Below are 9991 nucleotides of genomic sequence, written 5' to 3'. Positions count from 1 at the left end.
AAGACAAGACAAGACAAGACATAATTAGGTATTATGCATATTTTTTAATTATATTCTATATATATAATTATATCAAGTACTTTTACAAATACAAAAAAAGATTAATCTTATCTATTTAAGAGATAAGATTAATCTTTTTTTGTATTTAACTAATATTAAGGAATAATAAATGAATGATTCTAAAGTTAAAATACTAATATCTTATCATAAGCCGTCGATCTTATTAAAGGATGATGTATTAACTCCAATACATGTTGGAAGAGCTCTAGCAACTGAGGCTTCAAAAGATGGCAGTATGTCAGAAGAAGATTATAAGTGGATGTTAGATAATATGATAGGTGATGATACAGGAGATAATATATCAGATCAGAATAGAATATTTAATGAAATTACTTCTGTATATTGGGCTTGGAAAAATTATGATAAATTAGGTAATCCTGATTATATTGGTTTTATGCACTATAGAAGACATCTTAATTTTAATATAGAGAAAAATTATGAAGAAGACCAATGGTGTATGATTAATAATGACACTGTAGATAACAACTATATTGAAAATTATTACCTAAATGCTAACAAAATAGAAGATACCGTAAAAAATTATGATATTTTAACTATAAAAAAATGGAATGTAGCTGTATTAAATTCAAAAAATAATTATGATCATTATAAAAGTTCAAATGAGTATTTAAAAATCAAAGATTATGATATAGTATTAAATATTCTAAAGAATAAATATCCTGAATATATTGAAGATATTAACAATTATAATAATTCGCAATACGGTCATTATTATAATACATTTGTACTAAAAAAAGAAATATTTTTTGATTATTGTAATTGGATTTTTAACATATTATTTGAGGCAGAAAAAGAAATAGATAAATCATATTATTCTATGAGTGAAATCAGGACTTATTATTCTGAATGGCTATATGGTATATATATATTTCATTTAAAAAGGGTTACAAATTATAAAATAGTTGAATTACAAGGAGTTACAGCAAATAATTTATCTCCGAAAATTAATATAAAACCGAAATTTAAAGATAGTACCAAAGTATGTTTCTGCTGTGATAATAATTATGCCCCTTATATGGCTGTTACTATAAAGTCTTTAATTGATAGTTCTAATAAAAATTCTTTTTATGAAATTTATATCTTAGAAGATAATATAAAATCAGATATAAAAAATAAAATATATAATTTTGCATCTGAAAATTGTTATATAAGATTCATAGATATTAATGCATACTTAGATATTAAATTAAAAAATTTATTATTTGTTGATAGACATTTAAATATTGCTACATATTTTAGATTTTTTATACCTACTATATTTAAAAATTTTAGTAAAATATTATACTTAGATACTGATATAACAATACATGAAGACATATACAATTTATACAATACAGATTTAAAAAATTATGCTTTGGGGGCATGTAGAGATACAGAAATGTTCAGGAGAGTATTTTATGAAGAGCGCAGAGATATGCCTGATGGATATTGGCGATCATATTTTAGAGATATTTTACCATTAAAAGAACCAAGATACTATTTTCAAGCAGGTGTTTTATTGTTTGATATAAAAAAATGTATAGATATGGACTTGGAATCTTTGTTCAAAGAAGCTTTAAATAAAGTTGCAGAACCTAAAAACCATGACCAAGACTTACTTAATCTAATATTTCAAAAAAACATAATGTATATAGATATATCCTGGAATGTTATGTGGTCAATACCTTTTGTATTTAATAATATGACAATGTTATGGCCTGTTGATTATTATTTAGAATATTTAAAAACATATAACAACTATAAAATATTACACTATTGTGGTGAAATTAAACCTTGGACTCATCCAAGTTACCCTAAATCATATATTTGGTGGGAATATGCAAGAAAAACTCCTTTTTATGAAGAAATAATTTATAAAAATACTAATGTTCAAAATATACAAAATATAATGGAAAGTAGGTTTAGTATAGGAGATTTTATATTATCATTTGTAAATAAAGATGATACTTTTATAATAACTTTTTTAGGTATTAATATAAAAATTAAGAAAAAAGAGCTTAATCAAAATAATTATGAAAAATTTACAGATAGAATATTTTCAATATATAAAAATTACAGATATACAAGAATAACATTATTAGGGTTTAAAATAATTAAAAAAAGGAAATAGTAATGAATGATAAATCCCCTTTAGTATCGGTTATAATGCCATGCTATAATAGAGAAAAATATGTAGTGGAATCTATAGAATCAATACTTAATCAAACATATACAAATTTTGAATTTATTATAATAGATGATTGTTCAACTGATAAAACATTTGAAGTTGTAAAAGAATATGCGGAAAAAGATAAAAGAATTTTACCATTTAGAAATGATAAAAATTATTGCTATGTATACTCTTTAAATAAAGCTTTAAAAATTGCCAAAGGTAAATATATAGCCAGAATGGATGATGATGATATATCTTTACCTGAAAGATTAAAAAAGCAAGTAGATTTTTTGGAAAATAATGAAGATATTGCTGTATTAGGTACATTTATAGAAATATTTGATAACGAAAATAATAGATATAAATCTTGGATAATAGAATCAGATAATGAAGTTTTAAAAATTTTAATGACTTTCTTTAATCCAATATGTCACCCATCTGTAATGATTAGAAAAGATTTTTTAGAGAAATATAATATTACATATTCCAAAAAACATGAATATTCTGAAGATTATATTATGTGGAAAACAATAATAGAAAATAATGGAAAAATTAGCAATATTCCAGAGATATTATTAAAATATAGACGACATTATAATAGAGTATCAGAAGATATTTCATTGTTAACTGTGCAACGACAAATTGCCAATGATATACGTATGGATTTATTAAGTAATTATTTTGATAAAGAATTATCAAATAAAATAATATCTGATTTTGTGGTATGTCCTATTGAAAATAATAATTCAATTTTTTTGTATAAAATACTAAAAAAAATGGAAGTAAATAGTTCTATATCTAAAAATGCAGTAAATTATCTTATAGAAAAATACTGTGGTATTGAATCTGATATTCATATATTTTTTGCTTCAGATGATAATTATGCTAAATGTTTATGTGTTGCTATAGCATCTATTTTAATAAATTCATTGCCAATAGATCATTTTAATTTTTATATTTTAGATGGTGGTATCAGTTCAAATAATAAAAAAAATATTATTAAATTAAAACAAATAAAAGATTTTAATGTAGAATTTATAAAAATAGATGACAACTTATTTAATAATTGTCCAATTACAGAAGTATGCAAATATATAACAAAAACTACATATTATAGATACATAATACCTAAAATTAAACCTGAATTAAAAAAATGTTTTTACTTTGATTGTGACATTATTGTAACTAATAGTTTAAATTTATTTTGGAATACTAACATAGATAATTATTATATAGCTACTGTTGAAGAGTTATGGGATTATTATCATAATGAAATACAAAATATATTAAATTTAAATAAAACAGCTAATGCTGGAATATTATTGATAAATATAGAAAAATGGATAAATGATAATATTATAGATACTTTATTTGATAATACTAGTATATTAATAAAAGAAAATAAATTAAAATGGCAAGATCAGGATGTTATAAATTATACATTCAAAGATAATATATATTTCATATCTCCAAAATATAACTTGCAGCAAACGGCATATTTTGATGGACAGCATTCTTTATACTCTGATGAAGAAATGAATTTTGCTAAACAATCACCTGTAATTATACATTACTCAGGTGATATAAAGCCATGGCAAGAAGGATGCCGTCATCCTTTAGCAGAAAGATATTGGGACTATATAAAATATACACCATATAAAAAAGATTATAAAAATCATATACAAAAAAATAATAGCTCAAAAAAATGGTATAATTATATATTTTCAATTGAAAAAAATGAAAGATATGAAATTATAAGAATTTTGGGAATAAAAATAACTATCAAAAGTAATTAGGAGAAATATATGGAATTTGTAAATTTTGAAAATTATGAGAGAAAATATGCTGATGAAGCTATTAGTCAACTATCTAATTATATAGAATTTAGTTTAATGTCTGAAATTCAAAGATATTTTATAAATGGAATTATTAGAAAAATAAAACCTAAAAAAATATTGGAAGTTGGTGTGTCTGCCGGAGTTAACAGTGCTATAATCTTAAATGCTATAAAAGATATAGATGATAGTAAGCTATATTCTATTGACATACTAAAACAATGGCATAGAGATAATGCTAAATTATCAGGATTTGTTGTTGAAGAAAAATGTCCTAATTTAATGAATAAATGGAAAATATATAGAGGAAATATTGTATCTAAATTTATTGAAGAAATAGGTAGCGATATAGAATTATGTATATTGGATGCTGCTCATGTCCACCCTGGTGAATTTTTAGATTTTTTATTAATAGCACCATTTTTGTCAAAAAATGCAATAGTTATAATACATGATATAGAATTACACAATACATATCCAGAATATGATACAACTTGCGGTTCTTTATTTTCTACTATAAAAGGTAAAAAATTCTACCCAAATGATGATATGTTTTATAATGATACATTTAACTATCCTAACATAGGTGCAATAATATTGGATGATAATTTTATGGAATATATAGAAGATGTATTTTTCCTATTAACATTACCTTGGAAATATATTCCATCAGAAGAAGATAATACATATATTATAAATAATTTAAAAAAACATTATAACCCAATGTTTGTAGAAACATATAAAAAAATATTAGAGTATACTAAATCTAAATTTAATGAACAAAATACTAAAACAGAAACTATAAACATCTCAACGAATGATTTAAATCAAAAAATTGATATCATAAATAACGAAATATATAATACTAATAAAAAATTAGATAACCTAATCAACAGTATTGCTTGGTGTATACCAAATAAAAAGTTACGTAATAATTTTAGAAATAAAATTTACCAGACCAGACCAGACCAGACCAGACCAGACCAGACCAGACCAGACCAGACCAGACCATGAATTAATATGCAAAGATTACATATGTTTTTATAATAATGTAAAATACAAAAAAACTCAACCTATACTGAAATTTTATATTTCAGTATAGGTCATATTTTTTAATCAATTAGTTCTATAAATATAAATTATTATATTTTAGTATACAAAATAATATTACTACATATAATAGTATAAATATATAATTAACAAATATCATTAAATAATTTTAATACTCTTTCAACAGCAAGATCCATATTATAGTATTTATAATCGCCAAGTCTTCCAAAGAAATGTAAATTTTGATTGTTTTTAGCTTCATCTAAATATTTATTATAAAGCGAATTATTTTTTTCATTTGAAATTGGATAATACCTTTCATTTTTACCAATTTCAAAAGCTTCAGGATATTCAATAGAGATAGTAGTTTTTTCACTTTTCTCATCTAAAAAATATTTGTGTTCTGTAATACGTGTAAAATCGTAATCATTTGGATAATTAGTAACAACAGTATTTTGATAATATTCTTTATTTATAGTTTGTACATCAAATCTTAGGCTTCTATATGGAAGTTCCCCATATTTATAATTAAAATATTCATCTATAGCACCAGTATAATATATAGATTTAAAATTATTTAAATCTAACTCTTTACAATCTGTATTTAATTTTACAGTTATATTTTTATGATTTAATATATTTGATATCATTTCAGTATAACCATTTAATGGTATAGCCTGATATTTATCCTGAAAATACCTTACATCATTAGATATATATATAGGTACTCTTGCTGTTACAGTAGGATCTATTTCTTCTGGTTTTAATCCCCATTGCTTCATAGTATAATTTTTGAAAACATTTTCGTATACATATTTACCAATAAATTTTAAATCTTCATCAGTACTATTTTGAAAATCCAGTATTGGCACCTTTACTCCATAACCATAAGCTGATAATAATTTATTTTCTATTCTCTCAGCCATAGCAGGTGAAAATACTTCTCTTAAAGTTTTTAATGTAAAAGGAAGTGAAACTTTATTCCCTTCTATAATAGCATTAGGTTTCAAATAAAAGTAATGCCATTTTGTAAATTTTGATAAATAGTCCCAAACTTCTTTATTGTTTGTATGGAATATATGAGGTCCATATTTATGCACGGTTATATTGTTTTCATCTTTATAATCATAACAGTTTCCAGCTATATGATTTTTTCTATCTATTACTAATACTTTTTTATTTAATTTCTCAGCTATTAGATTTGCGAGTACTGCTCCTGAAATTCCTGCACCAACTATCAAATATTTGTACATATAAATTATTCTCCTTTTTATTAATTAAAAATAACAATTAAATGTATTATTAATATTTGTATTTTAACATCTTTTATTATTTTATACTAGATTAAATATTGTTAAATAATAAAAAATATTAAGCATATTATTTTTTTGGTTTTAATCTTATTGTTAATTTAAAAAATAAAAATCTTATATACATTCGTCTATATTCATTTGTTTTTGTAATGCTTATATTAAATAATGCCTGAGGATAATTTCTTACTCTAGTAACAGCTTTATAAATTTTATAGAATTGAGAAATTAATGTATATCTAAATAATTTTTTTTCAAAAGTTCCAGATGATTCAATCAAATTATTGTATAAAAAATTTAATATATTTAAATTTGATATATTTGAATTAAAATATTCTAGGCTTTCTTTTAAATATTTATCTTTGTCTTCATTGTATAAATAATCAAAATATCCGTCAAAATTTTTAAAAGGCTCTATAAAACTATATTTCAAATCTCTTATTATATAGAGCATCCACGAATTTCTATAAATATTCCAAACCTTTTTTAATTTTAAAAATTCAACAACAGAATTATATGATATAAATGCCTGTTTTATATTTTTATTTAGTTTATTAAAATTAATATTATGTTCTTTTTTATTTTCAACTATTGCGGTGATAGCATTTGGATTATCCTGATAATAATAATAATACATATCAGATATGCTTCTATAACTTTTAGCATGAAAAAGTATGAATAAATTAAATATCCAATCATCAGCAACACAAGTATAATCTTTAGGCATATATTTAGCACCTTCTATAGCAATATCTCTCTTAAATACCCTAGCCCATAATGTTCTAAGCGGATTATCAGTAAAAAACATATCATCAAATGCGGCTCTTTTTCCATATAATTTACTATTACTTACAACATGATATTTTGGTTCATCAATATGATCATCAAAAAAATTGTATCCATTAAAACATAAAACCTCATATTTGTTATTTAAATATTTTTTTATTTTAATGTAGCATTCTTCTGCAACCATATCATCACTATCTATAAAATGTACATATTTACCTTTAGAATAACTTAATCCAGTAACCCTACTCCATGCACTTCCTAAGTTTTGTTCATTTTTTATATATTTTATTCTATCGTCTTTGTATGATAAAATAATTTCTTCGCAATTACCGGGAGAGCAGTCATTAACAATAATTACTTCCAAGTCTTTAAATGATTGATTTAACACACTGTCTAAACATCTTTTTAGATATTTTTCAGTATTATGAACAGGTATAATTATAGAAAAATATACACTGCTTTTGTATTTTTTTGATAATTCTAAATTTTTTAATATTTTATTATATATAGTTTCCATAAAGTCCTATTTAAGTTTAATTTTCATAAACAATATTTTAATATATTTATCTTTTTTATTATCTGTATTTATTGAAAAAATATTTTTTAATAATGAGTTAAAGGATATAACTATTGGTTCTTTAAAACTTTTATTTTTTTTTAAATTTATTTTTATTCCAAATATTTTTATATTAATATAGTATTCAAACATAATTATAGAAAAAAAATACGGGATAAGTTTATTTATAATTTTTTCATATTTATTTAATTTAATATCTTCATACTCTTTTAATTTTAAATATTTATCTATTATATTAGTATCAAAATGAGTTTCAAGTATTTTTTCAAACTCTTTTTTATTTTCATTATCAACTATTTTTTCCTTTAGGAATCTATATTGATTATAATATATTTTATAATAATAAGTTCCATATAATATTTCAGTACCTTGTTTTTCTAAAAAATTAAAAAACTCTTTACATGCTATTGACGAACATTCACATAAATAATTATAAGAATTATAACTTAAATTAGATGTATTTTTATTGCTTTCTCCTATACTTATATAATAATAATATAATTGATTACTAATTGTACAGTAAGATTCAGCAAAATAATATATCATTAATGACTGCAGCATATCTTCAGCATTCATAAGTTTTATATCTGGTATATATTCAGTAATTTTTTTTATTATGCTTGTCTTATAAGCTTTTCCCCACATATTATGAGGTATTTTCTCTTCTATCACTTCATATAATAAATATTTTTCATTTATTAAACTTCTTCTTGAAGATACATACCATTCTGCTTTCATTCTCAATCTTTCTTTATCTTTTTTAGATATATTAATATTATCATCTAAAATTGCCTTTGTATTGAAATGTATAACATCGTAATTTTTTTTTTGACATTCTTTGTATACATCATTACACATATTTATATTAACTTCATCATCAGAATCCACATAAATAATATATTTTCCTGATGCTTTTATATTTCCTATTTTTCTGGCTAGTAATAGTCCTTTGTTTACTTCATGTTTTATATAAATAATTCTTTCATCTTTATATTGAGAAATTATTTCATCACAGTTTTTAGGAGAATGATCATTAACTATTATTATCTCTATATCTTTAAATGTTTGATTAACAATACTGTCTAAACACCTTTTTAGATACTGTTCTGTATTATAAACAGGTACAATTATTGAAAAAAAGGGAATTCTATTCATATATTACTCTGATTCCATAATTAATATATTTTATATTTAAACTATAAAAATAATATCTGTCTTTTATATTATTTTTCAATTATAGAATATAAATATTAAAAGTCAATATAATAATTATAATATATAAAATCATAAAAAAGTTGTTAATTAGCGAAATAATATGAATCCTCACAGAACGAAACTATAGCACAAGTACTAAGTTCAGGATCCATCATATAGCTTTCTGTAAGGGTAACGTTAAACTCTTCGGGCTTTAATTTATCAAATATTATTCTGTTGCCGTACATGTTAGTAAGAGCTTTATATCCGAAAGAATATCTGCAGCCTACATGTTTTCTTTTTACATTATTTTTTAAATTAAGTAAATTTTCCATATGAGTTTGAAGTATATCAACATAGTTTTCTATAATATGTGTACCTATTGCATTATAAAAATAATAATCTTTATAATCATCATTATCATAAAGTCCTTTTAAAAATCCTGCAAACTTCTCTCCAAGACTTACAAGTGTAAAACCTATAGTGTCTTCATCTTTATCAAAAAAATCTACTATAGAATTATAAGGTTCTTTTTCCATACGCTCTAATGGTATTTCTATTTTTTCATCTTTTAATTGATTAGTATTAAAATCAACATCATATATATAAAGTTTATCATTTTCTGTAGTAGTTTTATAAAATCCATAAATCATAACAGGTTCAATCAAATTATTTTCCATGATATTATTTTTCATCTCTTCGTATTTAGGCTCAACTTTAGTTTTTATCATCTCTTTATATTTTTCAATGTCCTGATTTTTAGCCGAATATCCGAAACCTGCTCTAAAAAGCCTAACTTTGTTAATCATATCAAAAGCTTCTTTTTCTATATCTTTATTAAACTCAAAAACTTTTCTTCCATAGAAAGGAGGTTTATTTATATAATGCTGATGATTTTTATGATTTATTTCTGGCATAATTCTTCCTTTATTGTTATGCTCGAACTCGCCAAATAATTTCAAGCAAATAAATTTGCTTGAAGGTTCGTTCTCGCTTTTATTTA

7 protein-coding genes are annotated in these 9991 nt (G+C 22.5%); 3 read left to right on the top strand and 4 right to left on the bottom strand.

The annotated features are described in order from the left end of the window. Window positions 1-169 precede the first annotated feature (169 nt). Genes Q1X91_RS05700 through Q1X91_RS05690 form a run of 3 tightly spaced genes read left to right on the top strand, consistent with a single transcriptional unit; the run spans window position 170 to window position 5082 of the window. Window positions 170-2191, top strand: a complete 2022-nt coding sequence (locus tag Q1X91_RS05700) for a DUF4422 domain-containing protein (protein ID WP_300754294.1) — start codon at window positions 170-172, stop codon at window positions 2189-2191. Window positions 2192-2193: 2 nt separating this feature from the next. After that, window positions 2194-4029 carry a glycosyltransferase gene (locus Q1X91_RS05695; protein WP_300754292.1) on the top strand — a complete coding sequence of 612 codons (1836 nt, stop codon included), beginning with the start codon at window positions 2194-2196 and terminating at the stop codon, window positions 4027-4029. Between the two features lie 9 nt (window positions 4030-4038). After that, the gene (locus tag Q1X91_RS05690) at window positions 4039-5082 is read left to right on the top strand and encodes a class I SAM-dependent methyltransferase (RefSeq protein WP_300754289.1); all 1044 of its coding nucleotides are present in this window, start codon (window positions 4039-4041) and stop codon (window positions 5080-5082) included. A gap of 182 nt (window positions 5083-5264) precedes the next feature. On the opposite strand, the gene glf is transcribed toward Q1X91_RS05690, so the two are convergent. The 4 genes from glf to Q1X91_RS05670 form a co-directional block, all read right to left on the bottom strand. Continuing rightward, window positions 5265-6371 carry a UDP-galactopyranose mutase gene (gene glf, locus Q1X91_RS05685; protein ID WP_300754286.1) on the bottom strand — a complete coding sequence of 369 codons (1107 nt, stop codon included), beginning with the start codon at window positions 6369-6371 and terminating at the stop codon, window positions 5265-5267. 127 nt (window positions 6372-6498) lie between these two features. Beyond that, window positions 6499-7734 (bottom strand): glycosyltransferase family 2 protein, encoded by a 1236-nt coding sequence (locus Q1X91_RS05680; protein WP_300754283.1) that lies wholly within the window; start codon window positions 7732-7734, stop codon window positions 6499-6501. A 6-nt stretch (window positions 7735-7740) separates the two neighbouring features. Further along, the gene (locus Q1X91_RS05675) at window positions 7741-8949 is read right to left on the bottom strand and encodes a glycosyltransferase family 2 protein (protein ID WP_300754281.1); all 1209 of its coding nucleotides are present in this window, start codon (window positions 8947-8949) and stop codon (window positions 7741-7743) included. A gap of 143 nt (window positions 8950-9092) precedes the next feature. Continuing rightward, window positions 9093-9905 (bottom strand): vitamin B12 dependent-methionine synthase activation domain-containing protein, encoded by an 813-nt coding sequence (locus Q1X91_RS05670; RefSeq protein WP_300754279.1) that lies wholly within the window; start codon window positions 9903-9905, stop codon window positions 9093-9095. Window positions 9906-9991 lie beyond the last annotated feature (86 nt).

It is taken from the genome of uncultured Brachyspira sp. (genome assembly GCF_949287625.1).
GTDB lineage: Bacteria > Spirochaetota > Brachyspiria > Brachyspirales > Brachyspiraceae > Brachyspira.
This window is presented reverse-complemented; position numbering and strand designations above follow the sequence as displayed.